Raw genomic sequence first — 18,223 nt, 5'->3', positions numbered from 1 at the left:
CTTTATACGATAACAATATTATAAGTTATTCTAGTCAAAAATCATACGTTTCTTTTGTAATTTTTTTTAGATAAGCTGAATAATTATTGAAATTCCTTTTACACCAATAACCTAGTACTATGCGATTTTAAAAGTTATTATTTTCTCAATATTCAAATTATTACCGCTAACAATCATAGTTAGCTTTCTCTTTATTCATTCATTGGGGTTATCTTATTCACAATAAATTTTTAGGATAAAATAATCTTGAAAGTGCTATCGTAATAATTGGGATGTTTTTTAGCAAAAGAATAAGCCAAGATAAATTATCTTGAGTTATTTTATTTCCCATGACGAGAATCCATTTTTATTCTTAGGCGTGTTTTGCTATATACCGAACCAAATCTTCTGTTTTATCCCAGCCCAGACATGGATCAGTAATAGATTGCCCAAAGACCGTCCCGTCTGGTTCTTGGCGGCCATCTTCAATAAAACTTTCAATCATGAAGCCGCGCACCATTTTTCTAATTTTTTCGTTGTAATTGCGATTTTCCAATGTTTCTTTGACAATTCGAATTTGTTCTAAATATTGTTTTCCTGAATTATCATGGTTAGTATCTACCACTACAAACGGATTTTTGAAATTTCCCGCTGCATAACGGTTGGTGACTTCAATTAAATCTTCATAGTGATAATTTGGCATATTTTTTCCCACCTCATTTAATCCACCACGTAAAACAACGTGTGCTAATGGATTGGAAGAAGATTCTACTTCAGCACCATTATAAATGAACTCTTGTTTTTGTTGGGCAGCATACAAGGAATTAAATAGGACTGTCAGATTCCCGCTAGTCGGGTTTTTCATTCCAGTTGGCTGATCAATACCACTGGCTACAAAACGATGTTGTTGGTCTTCTACAGAACGTGCACCTACTGCAATATAACTTACTAAGTCTTCAACAAATTCTAAATTTTCAGGATAAAGCATTTCATCTGCCGTTGTTAAACCTGTTTCCGTTAAAACACGTTTGTGTAATTTACGCACGGAAACAATCCCACGAATCAAATTGCTTTCTCCATTTGGATTTTGTTGGTGTAAAAGTCCTTTATAGCCGTCACCATTTGTACGAGGCTTGTTGGTATAAATACGTGGTACCATAAATACTTTATCACAAACCTCAGCTTGTAATTTAGCTAAACGATGAGCATATTCCATTACTGCCTCTTCCTCATGGGCAGAACATGGACCAATAATTAACAACATGCGTTCATCTTCTCCTGTGATGATTTTTTCCAATTCCAAATCTCGTGCCTTTTTTTGTGCAGCCTGTTCTTCTGTTAATTTTGCTAATGATTTAACTGATTCTGCATTAATTTTTTTGCTGATTGCTTTGAACATACCCTTTTACTCCTTTATTTTTAAATTTACGACAAAGAAAAAGACCCCGTCCTTTCCTAAGAAAGGACGGGGTCTTAAAATAGACTCGTGTTACCACCTTTTTTTATAGTCCGCTTACGCAAAACTACCTCAATAGGTACAAAAATACATATACCCTGGCTAGTTTAACGAAGGCACACCATCCGTCGCAGCCTACTTTATTCGGTGCGAAGTTCAAAGAGGAATTCAGTAAAAATAGTCCCGCGCCTCTCAATTACCGGCAACTTCCTGTCTTCTTATTTTTACTTACTATTTCTTGTCATTACTTTTATTTATTGCATTCATTGTATACAGCTGTCTTTTCATTGTCAAGAAAATTCTAACAATTTTTTTTACTAATCTTCGCTACATCTTTTTTCAATATTGCAGTATAGCCAGATTTTTCAATCGCCTTTTTGGTCGTTTCACCAATTGCAAAAAATTGCAACGGATATTGAAACGACTCTTGATACACCGCCATAAAACGGTGCCAAGAAGAAGGACTGGTAAAATATACAGCGGTAATTTTTTTTGCTCGCAATACCTTTTGCAGTTTCTTTTGACTCTCTTTTGGAAAAATATTCTCATAGGCAACAAAACTTTTAACTTGATGTGCGGCTAATATTGTCTCCAAACCATTCTCAGCTAACTGACTTTTCGGATATAAAATACGTGTTTGGGTAGGATAAATTTTCTGCCAAGTGCTTAATAACATGTCTTTTGTTTCTTTAGGACTAATAAAAGTCGGAGTAAAGCCAGCTTTTATCACCGCCTGAGCAGTTTTTTGCCCAATCACAGCGATTTTAACACTAGGGTGTGCATATTTTAAAACATTGGCTACTGGTACTTGGCTTGTAAAAAAAAGCCACTGGGTTGTTTTAATTTCTTCAATTTCTTTAGCAGATAAATTTCGCAAGGAAATTTCGGTTAAAGGTAAAATTTCTGTTTCATAACCATGCGTGGTAAAAAAAAACTGATCGGATTCATTTAATTCCGCTATGCGTGTTAGCAAAATTCGTCCTTCTCCCATACTCTTCCCTTCCTAATAGAAATACCCAAACCGCTCCTACTAGCATCAAAGTTACATTTAATGCCACCTAAGTTTGTATTTGGGTATTGTCTTATCTTAAATTATTATCCTAAAATTTAAATTTCAACGTACACCTTATCTTCTTCCAAAATAACAGGATAAGTCTTAATCTGACCCTCATCTGGTTCTTGAATCCTGCCGTCTACAAGAGAGATTTTATAGTCACGCATCGGTTCATAGACGTATTCTCCTGAAACCATACCTTCTAAAATTGGGCCTTCCGTTAAAGGACAATAGTCAGCTAAAGCATAGATATTACCTTCAGAAGTCATAAAAATCGCAATTTTTTCATCATTAAGGGTAACCAGACGTCCTACACGAGGAATTAATTTATTTTTTTTGGTGGCCAAAACTTTCATTAGTAAACCTCCACTTTTTCTGGTTTTTCAATTGTATACATTTTTTCTCGCAAATCAACATCTTTTGTAATTGGTCCCCATGGATCGCGTTGCCCTTTGGCTTCTAATGATTCCGTTAAGGCTGCCCACAACTCTTCACGTTTTTTTGCATCTAATAAAACTGCCTTCACATTATCAAAGCCCATCCGTTCTAACCAAGGTGCTGTCCGTTCACCATAAATACCTGTTTCACGATAATATTGTAACATTGCTCCACAAAGTTCAATGACTTCTGCTTCTGTTGCAAAAGTTCCTAACATTTTGGCTGCCACTAACTCTGTTCCGCCATTTCCACCAATCATCACTTGGAAACCATTTTCCACACCGATAATTCCAAAGTCTTTAACAGCAGACTCTACACAACTTCTAGGACAACCAGATACGCCCACTTTAAATTTATGGGGTGTATCTAAGTATTCAAATGTTTCTTCTAGTTTCACACCTAAGCCCATAGTATCTTGGGTCCCAAAACGGCAGAAACTTTTTCCCACACACGTTTTAACTGAGCGAAATACTTTGCCGTAAGCTTGGGCTGCAACCATATCTAATTCTTCCCATATTTTTGGCAAGTCAGCCTTTTTCACGCCGTAAAGTCCAATGCGCTGGGAACCTGTGACTTTGACTAACGGTACGTTGTATTTTTCTGCTACTTGTGCCAATTTTAATAACTGTTGTGGAGTTGTCTGACCACCACGCATCCGGGGAATAACTGAAAAAGTACCATCTTTTTGAATATTGGCATGCATCCGTTCATTCACAACGCGAGATTCACGTTCGTCTTCATGTTCTTTAGGCCATGCGACGTTTAAATAAAAGTTAACAGCTGGACGACATTTGGGACAACCCTCTGGATTTTTCCAACCCAACGTGTCGAAAACTTCTTTGGTACTTAATAAATGTTTGGCATAAATCTGAGTTACGACTTGATCTCGATTTAACTCCGTACAGCCACACATCCCGCTAGCGGCGGTCACGCTATCTCCAAGTTCTGCTTCTAACAACGTTTGAACTTGTGGTTTACATTTACCACATGAAGTTCCAGCCTTTGTAACTTTTCCAACTTCAGCCACACTGGTTAATCCTTTTTCTCGAATCGCGCGTAAAATGTCACCTTTTGAAACGCCATTACAACCACAAACTGTTTCATCCTCATCCCAAGATAAAACATCATCGCCAGTGCCAGCACCTTCGCCAATTGCTTGTAAAACAGCAATTGTTTGCAATTCATCTAAGGATTGCCCTTTTTTCATCATGTTGTAATAACGACTGCCATCTTCAGTATCCCCATACAAAACGATACCTGTAATTTTTCCTTCTTTTAAGAAAATCTTTTTATATTTTTTGCTACTACTATCAAAAGCTTCAATACTTTCTAACCCTTCAGTATTCACGACATTTCCAGCAGAATAAAGATCTGCACCAGAGACTTTCAAAGAAGTAAATGTCGTAGAGCCTTGATAAGGGGTAATATCTGCTTGATTTGTTAATTTATCTGCCAATACTTTACCTTGTTCAAATAAAGGCGCCACAAGCCCATAGCAGATACCATTATGTTCAGCACATTCTCCAACTGCGTAAATATTAGGCAAGTTCGTTTCCATATAGTCATTTACAACAATACCACGATTAACAGTCAAACCAATCTCGCGTGCTAATTCTGCTGCTGGTCGAATCCCAATTGACATTACAATTAAATCAGTTCCCATTTCACTGCCATCAGCAAAGCGCATCCCACTTACCCGTTCATTTCCCAAAATTTCCTGGGTATTGTGTTCGAGTAAAAATTTCAATCCCTGACTTTCCAATTCTTCTTGTAAGAGTTTCCCTGCTTTTTCATCCAATTGCGTTTCCATCAGCCACTTAGCTAAGTGGACAACCGTAACATCCATTCCTTGATCTTGCAATCCTTTAGCGGCTTCTAATCCTAAAAGACCACCCCCAATGACTACTGCCTTTTTGTATTTGGCCGCTGCTTGTAACATCTCAACCGTGTCATCAATTGTTCGAAAAGCCACGACACCTTTTTTATCTGCACCGGGAATAGGTAAGATAAATGGATGTGACCCTGTGGCAAAAATTAGTTTGTCAAAAGAAACTACTTGCCCAGAATTTGTAGTAATAATTTTATTTTGAGTGTCCACACCAACAGCTTCGTCATGATTGATTAATTGAATATGGTTTTCTGTATACCAATCTATTGGATTGGTGATAATTTCTTCAACCGTCATTTTATTTTGTAAAACATTAGATAGCATAATCCGATTGTAATTTGGATAAGCTTCTTTACCAATAATAGTAATTTCATAGCGGTCCGGATCACGATTGATAATTTCTTCAACCGTCCGCACTCCTGCCATTCCGTTTCCGATTATGACTAAACGTTCTTTCATGGATTTTCCACCTTTATTGTTAATAGATTCACAATAAAAGAAATCCGTGTTAAAGCCTATTGGGGAATCCCCTATATTTGCTGTATATTTCACAAAGTAATTTATATTGACTGTTCCTGTGACTAATGAAGCCAATATTTTCAACTTTCTTGGTTTTTTTTGTATACAAATAAAAAAAACAGCCTCATTTTAGAGAACCGTCTTCATTTTGGTTTAAAAGTCGAACAAGTTGTTCTTTCAAGGTTTTTGTTTGCTTTGGACTTTTTCCTTGAGAAGAAAGTGCTATTTCAAAGTCTTGATAGGTAAAACTTGCCAAATTAAAGAAATTACTATTGGCTTTATTGGTCGTATCGTTCACTAATTGAAGAGGTGTTGTGGCGGCTAAAATCTCTTTATTAACGTATCTGTCATTTGTACAAATAAAAATCATTTGAAAATCCGCTGTATCCCCTATTTGATACGCTCGTTTGTGCCATATAATTTTCTCCGCTGCTGCAGCCTTTTGCACATATTCACTTGCTACTGGTGCAATAACGGTCGGTATATTTCCTGCCACAACCAGTTTTTGAATTTTTCTTGTGGCAATTGTTCCTGCTCCTACCACCAAGATTTTCATAGTAGCCACATCAAGCATGACGGGTAACATTGCTATCTGCCAACCTTTCTAAAATTGCCTTAACAACTGCGACACTATCTGCTAACGTTGGTAAAATCGTATCTTTAACTTTACGTTTTGCAAGAATATCTTGCTTGATTTTTGTCGGTAGAAATCCATCTGTAAGAAAAAGACGTTGTATAATTAAAGGCTCTGGCAATTGCTGTAGAATTTCCGTGTAAAGATGTTTGCCATGATAGTTTGCCGGATAAACTTTTCGGCCAGAAATTAACGTTAACTTCTGAGCAATTTCTTCTAACTGGCTAAAAGGTTCGTCGAAATGTGGCGTTCCATGCGCAATTAATAAAACTGCTTGTGGTAAAAGTTTGGGCTGTCCTTTTAACTGCTCCGCTAAAAACCGCAAAACAGCATGCGTTGTGCCAAGGGGTTCCAAGTACGTTGCAACAGCATCTTGTGGCAAAACTTTCCCAGCTCGCAGCGGCAATTCAATTTTCACATGGGTTGCCGCAAATAACAAGACAGGCAAAAAGATAAATTCTTTGCAGCCTTTTGACGCAAGTTGTACAATGCTGTCTTCTAACGTTTGCTTTTTCCCTTCTAAAAAGCCAATGTCAAAAGGAACAGTTAATTTACTTGCCGCTTGCTGTACAGCCGTAATATTTGTTTGTACAACGCGATCTTTACGACCATGCAAAACAAAAATGACTCCTTTTTTTACTGTCATATTCTTGTCCTCTTTTCTTTACAAACAAACTAAAAATCAATTAAATGATGCTTCAAACTATATTGCAACAGACTGGCGTAGCTATCCAAATGTAATTTTTTTCGAATGTTAGCTTTATGCACTTCGACTGTTTTCACTGAAATAAAAAGTCTTTCAGCAATTTCTTTATTATTGTAACCCAGTGCAATCAAAGGGAGAATTTCTTTTTCTCGTTTAGATAAACTAGCGTACAAACGATCTTCTTGTCCATGGGCAATTTCCGTTAAAATTTCTTCATCATAGCCTGCATAATACCGCGTACCAGTATATACATTGCGAATTCCTGTTAGTAAATCTTCATCTGTGGCACTTTTTAAAATAAAACCATCAGCCTTAGCTTCTAACGCGCCACGTACATACGACTCTTCATCGTGCATTGTCAAAAGAATAACTTTTACATTAGGATGTGCTTCTTTGACGCGCTTTGTCGTAATTAGCCCATTTTCTCCTGGTGGCATACTGATATCTAACAAAACGATATCTACCGGCAGATTTTCAATTTTCATGAAGACTTCATTGCCGTCAGCGGCATCGCCAATCACTTCCATGTCCGCTTGCGCATTAATCATAAAAGCCAACGCATTACGAACTAAGGCGTGATCATCAGCAATTAAAATTTTCATGGCGCGCCTCCTCTAATCGTTTACGGTGACATTTTTTTCTAATGGTACCGTAATTTTTATTTTTGTGCCGTGATTTGGCTCAGTTAGCAAATGAAATGTACCCGCTAAAGCATGAATTCGCTCTTGCATATTCATTAAACCAAAACCTTGTTTTTTTTGTAAGGGATCAAAACCATACCCATCGTCAACTATCTCAATTGTTAAAAAACGGGCAAAATCCAAATGTAATTGAACTTGATTCACACCAGCGTACTTCATGGCATTGGCTATTGCTTCTTGCACCACGCGGTATACTGTCGTCCGGATAATCTCTGGCAAAGATGCTTGAACACCTGTAACAGTCAAATCAATTTCAAAACCGGTCATCTCCTCTGTTCGGTTTACGAATTGTTCCAAAGCAGGTACTAGTCCAAATTCATCTAAAGACATCGGTCGTAGTTCTCCAGCTAAATCACGTACTTCTTCTAAAACTTCAGCAAAATGGCGATCAATTGCTTTTAACTTTTCCTGTTGTTTTTCGTCTGGTACCCATTTTATTCCTCTAGTTTCCAGCATTAAACTATAAATACTTTGGGCAATTCCATCATGTAAATCTTGCGCAATTTTTTTACGTTCACTTTCTCTTGCATCGTTTAAATAGCCAAAAAGCGAGTTAACATTATTTGACGTCTTTTGTAACGTAATTTGAACTAGAGTTGCTTTATCCTTACTTGTCACTTTTCCTAAAAATTCATGAGGATTATTATCTTGATCCATTAAAATTAGTGGAAAGCCACTCGATTTAATTTCACCGGTCACAAGACAATTTTCACAGGCAGCTTTTGTTGGGTGTAAGTAACATCCCTCTCCTTTGGCTAGCTCAATAATTTTAGCCAGATTAATATGATAATTTTTTTCCAGTTTTTTTGCTGCTGAGGTACGATGACAATCCCCCTCTACTAAGAGCCAAATTGCTTCTGATAACTCCGCAAACAATGTCTCATCAAAAGAAATCATATAACCAACCCCTTTAAAGTTGGGGCCAATTTTTCAGCTGCTGTACTTACGTTTGTCAATTCTTCCTCCGTAAAAGAATGGGTATGGCGAAAACCAATCGCCAAAATCCCGATTACTTTATTTTCTACTGTTATCGGCACTGCCAGCATACTATCTAGAGATTCCACCCGGGCAATTGGGTATTCTAACAATTTATCCGGTTGACTAAAAATAGCTTCATCTGCTTGCGGACGCCCTGTCTTCCAAACCATACCCGCGATACCGCGTCCCACTTTTAATCGAATTTTTTGATAGGCGTCGCTTTGATTTCCGCTAACATAGCGCCAACGAATAATTTGGGGAACATCATCCGGGGCACAATTGACCGCAATGCCAACAAAATCGCAGGCCCACCCCCTTCTTCTTTCGTATAACCAATTTTCTATATTCTTCATTTGCTACTCCAATTCCCTATATTTCAACAACTATCTTGTAGTTTGTTACAAAACTCACTAATATAATACCGTAATCTTAACAGGAGGCAATTACTTGATGCAAAAAAATATGTCTATCGCCACTTTAATGTTAATTATTATCACTACCGTTTATTCTTTTTCCAGCATGGCGACTGCTTTTTTTATGATGGGAACAAAATCGCTAGCATGGTTTATTATTAGTGCTCTTGGCTATTTTATTCCCTATGCTCTTATTGTAGCGCAATACAGTAGAAAATACGCCCACCAAAAAGGAACTATTTATGATTGGCTGAAAGATTCTCTTTCACCAAAAATCGCCTTTATTACTGCCTTTTTATGGTATTGTAGTTATTTCACTTGGATGGTCAGCCTTTTTATGAAACTGATAATTCCTGCTTCTATTTTATTATTTGGTAAGGATATAACGAATAAAATGACCTGGTTATCCCTACCAACTCAAGTTTGGCTAGCCCTTTTAGCAATTGTAGCCGTCTTTTGTTTAACTTATTTCATCAATCGTGGTTTCCACCATATTATTTCTTTTTTAAAAATCAGTAGCTTCACAATGGTGGGTCTTTTATTATTATCGCTTTTTAGTAATTTGATTTTATTATTTTTACACCCAGAAAATTTCGTACCTAATCTAATTAAAAGCTGGCACGCACCCAGTTTTTTTGCTGGTACGGACAATCAATTTTTTACTCAATTTCCTTTTTTTATCTTTGCCATTACTGCTTTTGGCGGTTTAGATACTGTAGCCAGTTTAGCAGATAAAACCAACGAAAGCCGTAAAAAATTTCCAAAAGCTGTTATTTTCAGTGCAGGTGTAGTCACTATCTTATACATCTTTGGTATTATCTTATGGAGTGGGACAAATGACATCACGACACTACGTCAAACCAATCAGCTACATTTGGGCAACTTGATGTATGGCTTAACCGGTAGTTTAGCCAATTCTTTAGCTAAAGGACTGGAGTTTAATCCTTGGCAAAGCAATCTTTTGTGTCAATTCTATATTCGCTATACTGCCTTTACACTATTAACGGCATATATTGGCTTGTTATCTTCAATTACTTACGGTCCTTTAAAAAGTTTGATTACCGGCACGCCAAAAGAAATTTGGCCACAACCTTTCATTACATTGAATCAAAAACAGATGCCTGAAAAAGCATTATGGTTGCAAGCCAGCCTAATCAGCATTTGTATTGCGGCTTTAGCTTTTAACAATGCACTAGTAGGAAATTTATTCAATCAGTTGACTTATATGACAAACGTCTCCCGCGCATTACCTTATCTTGTTGTTGCCGCAAGTTTTCCTTTCTTTATTCAAAAAAATGTCGTCACACAAAACATGCTGTTGGTCCCGATTAAAAAGATAAATTATCTACTCTCTTTTAGTGTCTGCCTTTGCGTAACTGCCGCAATTTTTTTCCAAATTTACTCACCATTCCAAGCTGGTGAGTACAATAACGTTTTGACGTTAATCTTCGGTCCTAGTCTATTTTCCTTACTTGCAGCAAAGTTATACCAACGATTTGAAGATAGACAAGTTATCTAAACTATTCTGTTTATAAAAAAGCTTGAAGTACACTGTCTTTTATTCAAAAAAAAGACAAACGATACTTCAAGCTTTTTATTATTGTTTTTGGTCCAATAAACGATTTTGGCCACTAATATTTTGGATTTCTGTAATATCTTGCGTTACTTCTAAACACCCCATATACTCACCCTTATTGTCATGTAGTGCAAAATAACGAATATAGATTTTACGTTCTTTTAAATCAATCCAAAAGTCGGCATTTTTGCGAGTACCACTTTTAAAATCATTTAAAATTTGTTCCACCACATGCATACTTTTTGGCGGATGACAGTTAACAACTTCTCGACCAATCACTGAACGTGTCCGTGGAAAAACACGTTTTTGACCTTCCGAATAAAATCGTACGCGATCTTCTTTGTCGACAAAAGTCAAATCTACCGGTAAAACTTCAAAAATTGCTAAGAGCTGTTCTAGTTCTAAACTTCCTGTTGGAAAAACCACATTTTCAGCTGAACTTTGTTCTTCCCAATCGTAATGCTTTGTTGCTCCTTCTTGTGTCACTGCTTCTTGTGCTAATCCAGCAGCAATACCATCAGTTGTTTCTTTCGCTTGCATGATTGCGGCTTGCCGGGCTGGCTCTCGTTCTTGTTCGTCAGCTAACGCTTTTTGACTTGGTTTCCAAGGCAATGGCTCTGGTATAAAAGCAAACCCGATGTCAAAACTATCCTTGGCAATTTCTTCCCAGTCCTTTAAACTGAAGACGTCTAATGTCATAGGGATCATAATTTCTTCTTCTTTAAAAATCATCTCTTCTATTTCTTCTTTTAGAGCTTGCCATTTCTCAGATAAAGGATTAAAAGCAGCTTTTTCACTCTTCACATAATTAATCAAATCCTTTAACATTTCACGAACTTGATCATCTACTCCCCACATGACTTGTGGCGGTGCTGTAATACCATATTTTTCCATATAGCTAAAAATCAATGTCTCTTTGCGAGCATAATGTTTTTCAATCTGACCCAAATCTACTAAGGCTGCTAGTAAGCGATCCCGTTTTGACCAATCACCCTTTGCCATTTTTGTTAGTAAATCGTCCACTTCATCTGTCAACAAAGACTGCATAACTTGATTTTCTAACTTCAATGTATGAACCGGATGACCAGGTTGGGCATGCTCCAAGTTAGAACGATGAATTTCATTAATTGAACCTTTGAATACAGCAGCATGAATATTACATAGCCGTTGTATTTCTGCTGGATTTAATCCTGATTTAATCAAAGCCTTTTCAGCAGCTGTAATTTCTGTTACATCGACACCGTTAAATTCTTGATTAAATAAATCTTTGGCTTCTTCAAAGGAGCCACCTTCATGTAACAAAGTTAAAATCTCCACAATTCGCTCTTGGCGTTGTGCGCGTGTGCGTTCCATTTATTTCCCTCCCGTCACAGTAAAACCTGCTGCTTCAAAAGCAGCAACAATTTGCGACAATGGTATTTTTTTCAGGCGTGCGCCTTTTTCAATCGTCATATACCGACCGGCAGTTTGTAACATCCTAGGTTTTTCAATCGCAGCAAAACCAATCTCTGCCATAATTGTCTTGATCTCAGGGTAATCAGTCACCAAATCAAAAAGATTGCGACTTAAATCAAGTTCTTTCAAATTAATACATCCTCTCCTGATATTGAGAATGATTCTCACTGCCATTATACATTGAATTGTGAAGAAAGCCACTAGGAGATTTCCCTAATAAAATTTTATTAAAAAATCAGTAATGCACTTTTATTAAAAGAACGCGCTAAAAATTTTTTCTCAAAATAAAAATGTAGGAATAGATCAGCTTATGCCCTCTTCCTACATTTTTTGATTTCAATATTTTTGATAACTATGGCCATCCTTACATCATTTCTTGCAGTTTTCCTTGTTGCCGAATAATACCTTGTAATTTTTTTGCCTGCAATTGAATATTTGCTAATTCTTTAACCATTTCTGTGGTAGCTAGTGGCTCAATAATTAAATTGGCTTCAAGAAATTCACCAATGATTATCATTTTTTCAGCCTTTTGAAGCTTTTGTTGCATCGCTTCTTGTTGTTTAGCGACAGCTTGCGCAAACTCTAAAGCCAATGTATTACGCACCTGACAAACATCAGCAAGGTGGATTGCCTGATCGTCCACTTTATTTAACGTTGTTAATTCGGCTTCTGCTTTCAGTAAATCCTTTTGACTTAATGCAGTCTGCAACTCCGTCAAATTATTTTGAAATTCCTTTTTTTCTTCATTAAGTTTTGCCACATTAGCTTGCATTTCACGCGCCTGTGCCTTCAATTCTGCTGAACCTTTAGAAACACGCAGAATCTTTTTAGTTTGAGCTGTGATGAAATCAACATCGAATGTTTCCTGATTTTCTAACGCCATCGCCGGTTCCAGTTGCTCTTTGTAGGCTTGCGCATCTTCACTATCTTTTTTAATAAAGAGAGCACGTTCCACGTTAATAGCCGCATTGCGATAATCTTTTTTTGCGATAGCTACCTCTGCTGCTTTTAGCGAATTATGATAAAGCTGTGCGTTCTGATACAAAAAGTATCCGCACGCACTACTTGCCAATACCAATAATGTCCCCATTAAGAAAAAAATCTTTTTCATTTTCGCACCTTCTCATCGAACTCATTTATTTTTAATCTAATTGTAACGATTATTAAATAATATGACAAGAAAACCGCTACTCGAAAATGTAGTTTTACCGTTACTCAATTTTTAAGAGTACAAAAACAATCACCAGGATCTATACGAGGACTACCTAGATTTAACTGAATTTCCGCTGGAGTTTGTTTTTTTTAATATCTTTTGGTTATTTTGAATACCTTCTTTATAGCTACTAGTACTGCCCTCTACTTCAATATCTCCTAAATCATAGCTAACGCCACTTTCCAAAATCCGTCCAGATTTCGTTGCTCCCCCACTCCAACCGACACTAGAAATGCCGATATCAAAGCCAATATTCACTTCTGTTTTATCCAATTCTTTTCCCTCCTCAAAGTTATGTTGCCGCTTACTTAATTTTGTTCTAATTTTCAGTTACAAACACTAAGTTGTTATATTTAGATAGTTTTACAACCTATCATTTCACTCAAATTAGATTTCATGATAAGTTTAAAAAAAGAACTTTGAGGAGGATAAACTATGAATATACCAAATCTTGTTTTAAACGATGGAAATTATATTCCGGCTCTTGGTTTTGGAACGTATAAAATTCGAGGGGATTATGGTATGCAACAAATTTTAAGTGCCATTCATGATGGTTATCGCGCACTTGATACTTCCACAAATTATGATAATGAAGGGATTGTTGGAGAAGCTATTCGTCGCTCAGGTATTCCACGAGCCGAATTTTTTATCACTTCAAAATTACCTGGTAAATACCATCATTATGAAGATGCTTTATTATCTATTCAAGAATCTATACGCCGGATGGGCTTGGATTACTTTGATCTTTTTCTAATTCATTGGCCTTTACCAAAACGAGGGCTTTATCATGAAGCCTGGCAAGCACTCGTTACGGCACAAAAAATGGGATTGATTCGCTCCATCGGTGTTTCAAATTTTGAACCAGAACATTTAGATAAAATTATTGCAGACACTAATGTAGTGCCCGCAGTTAATCAAATCGAGATTCACCCTTACTGGACACAAGAAAGAATGCTCCTTGAAAATAAAAAACGTGGTATTCTTACAGAAGCTTGGAGTCCATTGGGGCGGGCAAGCGCATCGTTAAAAGAACCCTTAATTCAAGATTTAGCAAATAAGTATAATAAAAATGCCGGTCAAATTATTTTACGTTGGCATTATGAACGGGGCATTATTCCTATTCCAAAAGCAAGTTCACTCATTCATCAGCGTTTAAACCTTGATATTTTTGATTTTGCATTAATGCCAAATGAAATTTTGGCAATTACAGCTTTAAATAAAACTGATGGACGAATTAACAACCAAGATCCTAACGAATACGAAGAATTTGAATAAATAAGACACCTGCTTATGCTCATGATTAAAAACCATGAACTTTAAGCAGGCGTCTTCTTTATTTAACTAATCCCAACATCTCACAGGCGTGCCAAATGCCGTTATCTCCAACTTTTCGTGTTACAAATTTTGCTTTAGATTTTAAAGCTTCACAGGCATTTCCCATCGCAACAGAATAACCAACTACATCAAACATTGCCAAATCATTTTCCTCGTCACCAAAAGCCAATGCTTCTTCTGGCGAAATGTTTAACTTTTTCAATATTTCATATACGCCAGTCGCTTTTGATACATGAGCTAAATGAACATCCATGACAACGGGTGCTACTTTTTCAGCAATCAATGAATTATTTTCTAACTGAAGATGGTGACGATTTTCCATGCGAACAATTAATTGAACGACATTCTGTGGCAATTTCTGAATGTCATTCACATATTCAATATATCTTGCAGCAGCGTCTTTAGTTGCAACTTCCATACTTGTCGCTAAAAAACGTTCTGGTGTTTCAATAATATAACGAATTTTTTGTCGATCAAACTCCGCCATTGTTGCTCTTAAAGTTTTAGGCTCAATAGGATGAATTGCTAATTCTTTTCCTTTATATAAAACTTGTGTGCCATTAGATGCAACTAAACTTTCTACACCTAATTCAGTTGCAAATTCTCGTAACATCAAGTGATTACGTCCTGAAGCAATTACAGGCTCAATCCCATTTTTCTTTAGCTGTCGCAAAGCTGCTCTAGCAGAAGCTGGAATTCTTGGCAAAATTCCCAGCTCATGGGACAATTCATTATCGGCCAATGTTCCGTCAATATCAAAAAATGCAATTTTAAATTGTGTCATAGTACCCCTCTTTTTACTTTCTCTTATCTCAATATTAGCAATTAATGAAAGAGATTACACTGAAAAAAATAATCTTAAGAACAAAAATTGCCCCTAAGATTATTTTTTCTACTGTTTAGCAGACCCATTCACATGCCCTGGTGTATACTTTGCTGCTTCAGCTTCTGTAATTAACCGAAAATTATCGGGATTTTTTACTTGACCGTATGTTTTCCCACTTTCTACTTTTAAGAACTTATAACCTGCTGGTGCTTGGTTCCAGCCTCCCGAATTTGGAATTGGAGCTGGCGTTTTATTATTTAATAACGTGTTAGCCTGTGTTTGTTTTTGCGCTGCTTTTTCTTCTTCAGCTTTTTTTCTAGCAGCTTCTTGTGCAAGCCGTTTTGTCTGTTCTTTACGCTCATTGCTTAATTTGTAGGAACTATCATAACTTATTTTTAATGTTGTATAACTACTAGACAAATCTCCTGTTTGATAATTTTTCAAACTAAGCGCCTCGTTTAAACCTGTCCTAATGCCGTTTAATTCTGCTCTTTCATCAGAATTCAAGTCACCTTTAGCGAGTAATTCATTAGTTGCTTGAATTAATTTACGTGCAACTTTTTCATTTTCTCTAAAGTCTTGTTCTGTATCTTTTGCACGTTCTTGTAAAGTTATGAGTAAATTGTTGGAGTTATCATACTGTTTTTGCACTGTTATAAGACTATCAGCATCTTTAAAATATTCTTCATTTTCTTTTTGTAGTTTTCCTAATTCACTTTTATCCGTTTTAGTTAAAAATTTGTTTTTTTGTAACAGCACAGCAGTTTTGTTAACTTCTTTTAGATTATCTACAAAATCTTTCATTTCTGCTTGATTAGCTGTCATTCTTGTTGCCAGTGCTGCCATTTTTTCTGCTAATTGTCGAACGGGTTTTACTTTTTGTGGCGAGTTAATTTTCTCTAGTTCCCCAGCTAGATCTTCAACTTGTTTTTCGTCTTCACTTGGAATAAAGACTTCGTTACTTTTTTTAGTTAATTCAATTAAATTAGAGGCTACGTTGCTGTATTCTTTGGTCGCTATTTCCGCTTCCTTTTTTCTAGTCTACTGGTAATTTTTGTTAGCAATTTTTCTTGATAAATATTTTTTTCTTGTAATGAATCCCGATTTTCTTTAGTTTTTGCTTTATCGAAATCCATTACTGTTTGTTGTAAGTCTTTTTTATCTTGATTCGAAATAAACTCTGAATTAACTACTTGGTGTATTTTTTGTTCTTGTTTAGTCTGGGTATCATAAACTTTTTGATAAGCATCTGCATTTATCTCTGTTGCGATGAAACCAGCAGTCATAAATGCCAGTACAACGCCTAGTACATCACGTTTTAGTTTCATATGTACTTTCCTTTCTATACTAGATTGTGTTTATGATTTTCAATCGAATTGCGATACCATTGCAAAGAAATCTCAACATCTTCTTGTAGTTGGTGATCATCACCAATGTAATTATAGTAAGCTATAATTTCACCAATAATTTCATTCAAATCAGCAATTGCTATCTCATTATCTTCAATATTCTTATTTTTTACTTTGTTAAATAGTCTGCTCGCTTCGTAAGCAAAATCGTGTTTTAATTGATAATCAATAAAAAATACCAACTCGTCATTTTTTAAAAGCTCAGGGTGGTGATTTTGCAAAAACTCTGTCAACTGATTGTAGTGTTCACTTTCTGGCTTCAATTTTCTCATTTGAAATAGAACAATTCCCATTGCAATTAAATACCAGATAAATGGACTAATTCGAAATATGTCCAACATTACGATAAAACTTGCCAATCCTAATAAGATTGCAGATAAAAGAATGACTTTTACCAAATAACGTTTTCTATCTTTATATAAAGATAGAATATAATAATACTCACTCATTTTTTTCTCCTCCAATTCACTTTATTTTATTATTTAATTCTATTGTAGCTTATCTTGTAAAATAAAAGCAAAAAGTAAATTAATTATTTAATAATTGAATTTAAACTACCTATATTCTAAACAAAAAAAACTCAACCACAATAGATAGTCTTATTGCCCAGTAATTGAGCATAAAGAGTTTCTAGGTGTTTGAGTTTTTTTACGATTTTATAATCATATTAGTTTTTGCTAGATATATTGTACAATACTCATTAAAATTGGCACGACGACTACAAATAAAATTGTACTGGTAGTAACTAAATTTGTAGCGTACTTAACATCTCCATGTGCATCTGCAGCCAAAATTGGTAAGACGGCTAACATCGGCGTAGCGGATTGAACAATTAAGGTTTGTTTCAACAAGCTAACCAAATGAATGCCAAACATTGAGGACCCAAGGCTGATTAAGCCGATTAAAATGATTGGTGACAAGACAAAGCGACCAATTAAAGCAACTACTGTATCACGGTCAAAACGAATACTTTTTAGTCCAGCATCATACAATACAATCCCGATATAAATTAAAGATAATGGTGTAACAATCCCGCCAATATAACTAAGAGTTGCATTTATAAAACTTGGGACAGGAATACTGAAGATTAAAAAGATTAGTGCCACGATAAAACCTAATAATGGCGGTGGCAATAACTTTTTCCAATTTAACTTCGCCCTATTTTTACCTTTTATTTTGGTTGGATCATCATTGGAAATTAAAAATACTCCAAAGGCCCACGTCGATACCGTATTAGTAACATAATAAACCAAAAAGTAAGGCAACGCTTTTTCACCAAACAACGCGATGTTTAATGGTAAGCCAATAAATATCGTGTTGGCATTTACCACTGCATTCATAAAAATTCCCCGTCGTCCCGGACGAATGTGCATAACTTTGACTAATACATAGGCAATAAGATAACCAATTGCAACTCCTAAAACAGGAAACAACAAACTACCGGACAAAGAAATTAGACTATCTTTGGTTAAATATTTTAATACAGAAACAAAAATTGAGGCTGGCAATGCTATTTTTGTAATTAATCCTGAAATATTTTTACCAAAATTTTCATCAAACCAACCTTGTTTTTTCAAAATATACCCCAAAGCAATCATTAAAATAATACTAATGACACTTTGAATTGATTGGAAGAAAACCAC

Annotated in this window: 20 protein-coding genes; 2 read left to right on the top strand and 18 right to left on the bottom strand. The window is 35.9% G+C overall.

Going from position 1 to position 18,223, the window contains the following annotated elements; genetic code table 11:
• Positions 1-352: 352 nt before the first annotated feature.
• The 9 genes from EsVE80_RS02635 to EsVE80_RS02595 form a co-directional block, all read right to left on the bottom strand.
• Entirely contained in the window at positions 353-1,378 is a 1,026-nt protein-coding gene (locus EsVE80_RS02635) for a 3-deoxy-7-phosphoheptulonate synthase (protein ID WP_173102348.1), read from the bottom strand.
• 358 nt (positions 1,379-1,736) lie between these two features.
• Positions 1,737-2,426, bottom strand: coding sequence for a uroporphyrinogen-III synthase (locus EsVE80_RS02630; RefSeq protein WP_173102347.1), 690 nt, complete (start codon positions 2,424-2,426; stop codon positions 1,737-1,739).
• Positions 2,427-2,542: 116 nt separating this feature from the next.
• Positions 2,543-2,845, bottom strand: a complete 303-nt coding sequence (locus tag EsVE80_RS02625) for a nitrite reductase (NAD(P)H) small subunit (protein WP_173102346.1) — start codon at positions 2,843-2,845, stop codon at positions 2,543-2,545.
• Entirely contained in the window at positions 2,845-5,274 is a 2,430-nt protein-coding gene (gene nirB / locus EsVE80_RS02620; RefSeq protein ID WP_173102345.1) for a nitrite reductase large subunit NirB, read from the bottom strand. The genes EsVE80_RS02625 and nirB overlap by 1 nt, the downstream gene beginning before the upstream one ends.
• Positions 5,275-5,458: 184 nt before the next feature.
• Positions 5,459-5,890, bottom strand: a complete 432-nt coding sequence (locus EsVE80_RS02615) for a precorrin-2 dehydrogenase/sirohydrochlorin ferrochelatase family protein (RefSeq protein WP_173102344.1) — start codon at positions 5,888-5,890, stop codon at positions 5,459-5,461.
• A gap of 10 nt (positions 5,891-5,900) precedes the next feature.
• Complete coding sequence (locus EsVE80_RS02610) at positions 5,901-6,614, bottom strand: sirohydrochlorin chelatase (RefSeq protein ID WP_173102343.1); 714 nt, start codon at positions 6,612-6,614, stop codon at positions 5,901-5,903.
• Between the two features lie 29 nt (positions 6,615-6,643).
• Positions 6,644-7,276 (bottom strand): response regulator transcription factor, encoded by a 633-nt coding sequence (locus tag EsVE80_RS02605; RefSeq protein ID WP_173102342.1) that lies wholly within the window; start codon positions 7,274-7,276, stop codon positions 6,644-6,646.
• 12 nt (positions 7,277-7,288) lie between these two features.
• A complete protein-coding gene (locus EsVE80_RS02600; RefSeq protein WP_173102341.1) occupies positions 7,289-8,272 on the bottom strand; it encodes a sensor histidine kinase in 984 nt (327 codons plus the stop codon).
• The gene (locus EsVE80_RS02595) at positions 8,269-8,706 is read right to left on the bottom strand and encodes a GAF domain-containing protein (protein ID WP_173102340.1); all 438 of its coding nucleotides are present in this window, start codon (positions 8,704-8,706) and stop codon (positions 8,269-8,271) included. The genes EsVE80_RS02600 and EsVE80_RS02595 overlap by 4 nt, the downstream gene beginning before the upstream one ends.
• 97 nt (positions 8,707-8,803) lie before the next feature.
• On the opposite strand from EsVE80_RS02595, the gene EsVE80_RS02590 reads away from it, so the two are divergent.
• On the top strand, positions 8,804-10,285 hold the full coding sequence (locus EsVE80_RS02590) for an amino acid permease (protein WP_173102339.1): 1,482 nt from the start codon (positions 8,804-8,806) through the stop codon (positions 10,283-10,285).
• Between the two features lie 78 nt (positions 10,286-10,363).
• On the opposite strand, the gene EsVE80_RS02585 is transcribed toward EsVE80_RS02590, so the two are convergent.
• From EsVE80_RS02585 to EsVE80_RS02570, 4 genes are all read right to left on the bottom strand, one after another.
• The gene (locus EsVE80_RS02585) at positions 10,364-11,695 is read right to left on the bottom strand and encodes a DUF438 domain-containing protein (protein WP_173102338.1); all 1,332 of its coding nucleotides are present in this window, start codon (positions 11,693-11,695) and stop codon (positions 10,364-10,366) included.
• Positions 11,696-11,926, bottom strand: a complete 231-nt coding sequence (locus tag EsVE80_RS02580) for a DUF1858 domain-containing protein (protein WP_173102337.1) — start codon at positions 11,924-11,926, stop codon at positions 11,696-11,698. It abuts the gene before it with no gap.
• Positions 11,927-12,161: 235 nt separating this feature from the next.
• Positions 12,162-12,908 carry an oxidoreductase gene (locus EsVE80_RS02575; protein ID WP_232061256.1) on the bottom strand — a complete coding sequence of 249 codons (747 nt, stop codon included), beginning with the start codon at positions 12,906-12,908 and terminating at the stop codon, positions 12,162-12,164.
• A gap of 150 nt (positions 12,909-13,058) precedes the next feature.
• Positions 13,059-13,283 carry a hypothetical protein gene (locus EsVE80_RS02570; protein ID WP_232061254.1) on the bottom strand — a complete coding sequence of 75 codons (225 nt, stop codon included), beginning with the start codon at positions 13,281-13,283 and terminating at the stop codon, positions 13,059-13,061.
• A 162-nt stretch (positions 13,284-13,445) separates the two neighbouring features.
• On the opposite strand from EsVE80_RS02570, the gene EsVE80_RS02565 reads away from it, so the two are divergent.
• A complete protein-coding gene (locus tag EsVE80_RS02565) occupies positions 13,446-14,285 on the top strand; it encodes an aldo/keto reductase (RefSeq protein ID WP_173102336.1) in 840 nt (279 codons plus the stop codon).
• Positions 14,286-14,343: 58 nt separating this feature from the next.
• Here EsVE80_RS02565 and EsVE80_RS02560 read toward each other — a convergent pair whose 3' ends face one another.
• The 5 genes from EsVE80_RS02560 to EsVE80_RS02545 form a co-directional block, all read right to left on the bottom strand.
• On the bottom strand, positions 14,344-15,129 hold the full coding sequence (locus tag EsVE80_RS02560) for a Cof-type HAD-IIB family hydrolase (RefSeq protein ID WP_173102335.1): 786 nt from the start codon (positions 15,127-15,129) through the stop codon (positions 14,344-14,346).
• Positions 15,130-15,237: 108 nt separating this feature from the next.
• Positions 15,238-16,017, bottom strand: a complete 780-nt coding sequence (locus tag EsVE80_RS13820) for a hypothetical protein (RefSeq protein ID WP_232061253.1) — start codon at positions 16,015-16,017, stop codon at positions 15,238-15,240.
• Positions 16,018-16,187: 170 nt separating this feature from the next.
• On the bottom strand, positions 16,188-16,499 hold the full coding sequence (locus EsVE80_RS13815; RefSeq protein ID WP_232061249.1) for a hypothetical protein: 312 nt from the start codon (positions 16,497-16,499) through the stop codon (positions 16,188-16,190).
• A gap of 14 nt (positions 16,500-16,513) precedes the next feature.
• Positions 16,514-17,029, bottom strand: coding sequence for a hypothetical protein (locus EsVE80_RS02550; RefSeq protein ID WP_173102334.1), 516 nt, complete (start codon positions 17,027-17,029; stop codon positions 16,514-16,516).
• Between the two features lie 228 nt (positions 17,030-17,257).
• A complete protein-coding gene (locus tag EsVE80_RS02545; RefSeq protein WP_173102333.1) occupies positions 17,258-18,223 on the bottom strand; it encodes an AEC family transporter in 966 nt (321 codons plus the stop codon).

The sequence above is a fragment of the Enterococcus saigonensis genome (genome assembly GCF_011397115.1).
Classification (GTDB): Bacteria; Bacillota; Bacilli; order Lactobacillales; family Enterococcaceae; genus Enterococcus_C; species Enterococcus_C saigonensis.
Note: the sequence above shows the minus strand (reverse complement) of the source record. Positions and strands in the feature narration are given on the sequence as shown.

Bases quoted from the DNA above. Each gene is read 5' to 3' on its own strand.
- EsVE80_RS02625 (WP_173102346.1), bottom strand. From the start codon at position 2,845: ATGAAAGTTTTGGCCACCAAAAAAAATAAATTAATTCCTCGTGTAGGA.
- EsVE80_RS02610 (WP_173102343.1), bottom strand. From the start codon at position 6,614: ATGACAGTAAAAAAAGGAGTCATTTTTGTTTTGCATGGTCGTAAAGAT.
- EsVE80_RS02595 (WP_173102340.1), bottom strand. From the start codon at position 8,706: ATGAAGAATATAGAAAATTGGTTATACGAAAGAAGAAGGGGGTGGGCC.
- EsVE80_RS02600 (WP_173102341.1), bottom strand. From the start codon at position 8,272: ATGATTTCTTTTGATGAGACATTGTTTGCGGAGTTATCAGAAGCAATT.
- EsVE80_RS13820 (WP_232061253.1), bottom strand. From the start codon at position 16,017: ATGGCAGCACTGGCAACAAGAATGACAGCTAATCAAGCAGAAATGAAA.
- EsVE80_RS02590 (WP_173102339.1), top strand. From the start codon at position 8,804: ATGCAAAAAAATATGTCTATCGCCACTTTAATGTTAATTATTATCACT.
- EsVE80_RS02635 (WP_173102348.1), bottom strand. From the start codon at position 1,378: ATGTTCAAAGCAATCAGCAAAAAAATTAATGCAGAATCAGTTAAATCA.
- EsVE80_RS02615 (WP_173102344.1), bottom strand. From the start codon at position 5,890: ATGAAAATCTTGGTGGTAGGAGCAGGAACAATTGCCACAAGAAAAATT.
- EsVE80_RS02560 (WP_173102335.1), bottom strand. From the start codon at position 15,129: ATGACACAATTTAAAATTGCATTTTTTGATATTGACGGAACATTGGCC.
- EsVE80_RS13815 (WP_232061249.1), bottom strand. From the start codon at position 16,499: ATGAAACTAAAACGTGATGTACTAGGCGTTGTACTGGCATTTATGACT.
- EsVE80_RS02585 (WP_173102338.1), bottom strand. From the start codon at position 11,695: ATGGAACGCACACGCGCACAACGCCAAGAGCGAATTGTGGAGATTTTA.
- EsVE80_RS02630 (WP_173102347.1), bottom strand. From the start codon at position 2,426: ATGGGAGAAGGACGAATTTTGCTAACACGCATAGCGGAATTAAATGAA.
- EsVE80_RS02605 (WP_173102342.1), bottom strand. From the start codon at position 7,276: ATGAAAATTTTAATTGCTGATGATCACGCCTTAGTTCGTAATGCGTTG.
- EsVE80_RS02575 (WP_232061256.1), bottom strand. From the start codon at position 12,908: ATGAAAAAGATTTTTTTCTTAATGGGGACATTATTGGTATTGGCAAGT.
- EsVE80_RS02550 (WP_173102334.1), bottom strand. From the start codon at position 17,029: ATGAGTGAGTATTATTATATTCTATCTTTATATAAAGATAGAAAACGT.
- nirB (WP_173102345.1), bottom strand. From the start codon at position 5,274: ATGAAAGAACGTTTAGTCATAATCGGAAACGGAATGGCAGGAGTGCGG.
- EsVE80_RS02565 (WP_173102336.1), top strand. From the start codon at position 13,446: ATGAATATACCAAATCTTGTTTTAAACGATGGAAATTATATTCCGGCT.